This window comes from Micromonospora craterilacus (genome assembly GCF_003236315.1).
GTDB classification, from domain to species: domain Bacteria; phylum Actinomycetota; class Actinomycetes; order Mycobacteriales; family Micromonosporaceae; genus Micromonospora; species Micromonospora craterilacus.
Genome location: NZ_POTY01000493.1, coordinates 1 through 1,144, shown reverse-complemented (window position 1 = coordinate 1,144; position 1,144 = coordinate 1). Strand labels below are relative to the sequence as shown.

Genomic DNA, 1,144 nt, shown 5'->3' with positions numbered 1-1,144 from the left:
CTCCGGTGCCGACCCGGAGTCGGCCGGCCCGGCCGCGGCCGGCCGGCCTGCTGACCCGAAGCCGGACGAGGAGGGTGCGCCCTGATGCCACTGTGGCTGGAACTGGTGATCCGGGTCGGTGGGGTGCTGGTCGCCTTCCTCGTCCTGCCGCTGCTGGTGGGCCAGGCCGAGCACAAGGTGATGGCGCACATGCAGGGCCGGCTCGGGCCGATGTACGCGGGCGGGTTCCACGGCTGGGCTCAGCTGATCGCCGACGGGGTGAAGTTCGTGCAGAAGGAGGACGTCACCCCGCGCACGGCGGACCAGCCGGTGTTCCGGCTGGCTCCGGCGGTGGCGCTGGTGCCGTACCTGCTGGCCCTGCTGGTGATCCCGCTCGGCCCGAACGACCTGGTCGGCCAGCCGCTCGACGTCGGCCTGTTCTTCGTGCTGGCGGTGGTCGGCATCGGGGTGCTGGCGGTGCTGATGTCGGCCTGGGCCTCGGCCAACAAGTACAGCCTGCTCGGTGGGCTGCGCGGCGCCGCCCAGCTGCTCGGCTACGAGCTGCCGCTGGTGCTGGCCGCCGCGTCGGTGGCGATGGCCGCCGGCACGCTCAGCCTGTCCGGCATCGTCGAGGCGTGGCAGCCGTGGTGGCTGCTCTGGCAGGCCCCGGCGATGGTGGTCTTCTTCGTGGCCGGGCTGGCCGAGATCCGCCGTCCGCCGTTCGACATGCCGGTGGCCGACTCCGAGCTGGTCTTCGGCTACCTGACCGAGTACACCGGCCTGCGGTTCGCGTTCCTGCTGCTGGCCGAGTACGTCGGCATCGTGGTGATCGCCGCGCTCACCACCGTGCTCTTCCTCGGCGGCTGGCAGGGCCCGTTCGCCGACGCGCAGCTCGGCTGGCTGTGGACCCTGCTCAAGGTCGCCGCCGTCAGCTTCGTGATCATCTGGCTCCGGGTCTCCTACCCCCGGCTCCGCGAGGACCAGCTTCAGCGCCTCTGCTGGCTGGTCCTCGTCCCCACCGCCCTCGCCCAACTCGTCCTCACCGCCGCCGTGCGGGTGGCGATGTGAGGAAGGGCCCCTTGTTAACGCCTGCGGTATAGCAAGGGCCCCTTCTTAACATCCGCACCCGAGCACGGCTTCAGTGCAGCGGGGTGTGGGCGGGGTC

1 protein-coding gene is annotated in these 1,144 nt (G+C 71.5%); it reads left to right on the top strand.

Annotation, left to right across the window (positions count from 1 at the left end):
- Positions 1 to 84 precede the first annotated feature (84 nt).
- Positions 85 to 1,047 carry a complex I subunit 1/NuoH family protein gene (locus tag C1I95_RS34030; RefSeq protein WP_111220222.1) on the top strand — a complete coding sequence of 321 codons (963 nt, stop codon included), beginning with the start codon at positions 85 to 87 and terminating at the stop codon, positions 1,045 to 1,047.
- The last annotated feature ends 97 nt before the right edge of the window (positions 1,048 to 1,144 follow it).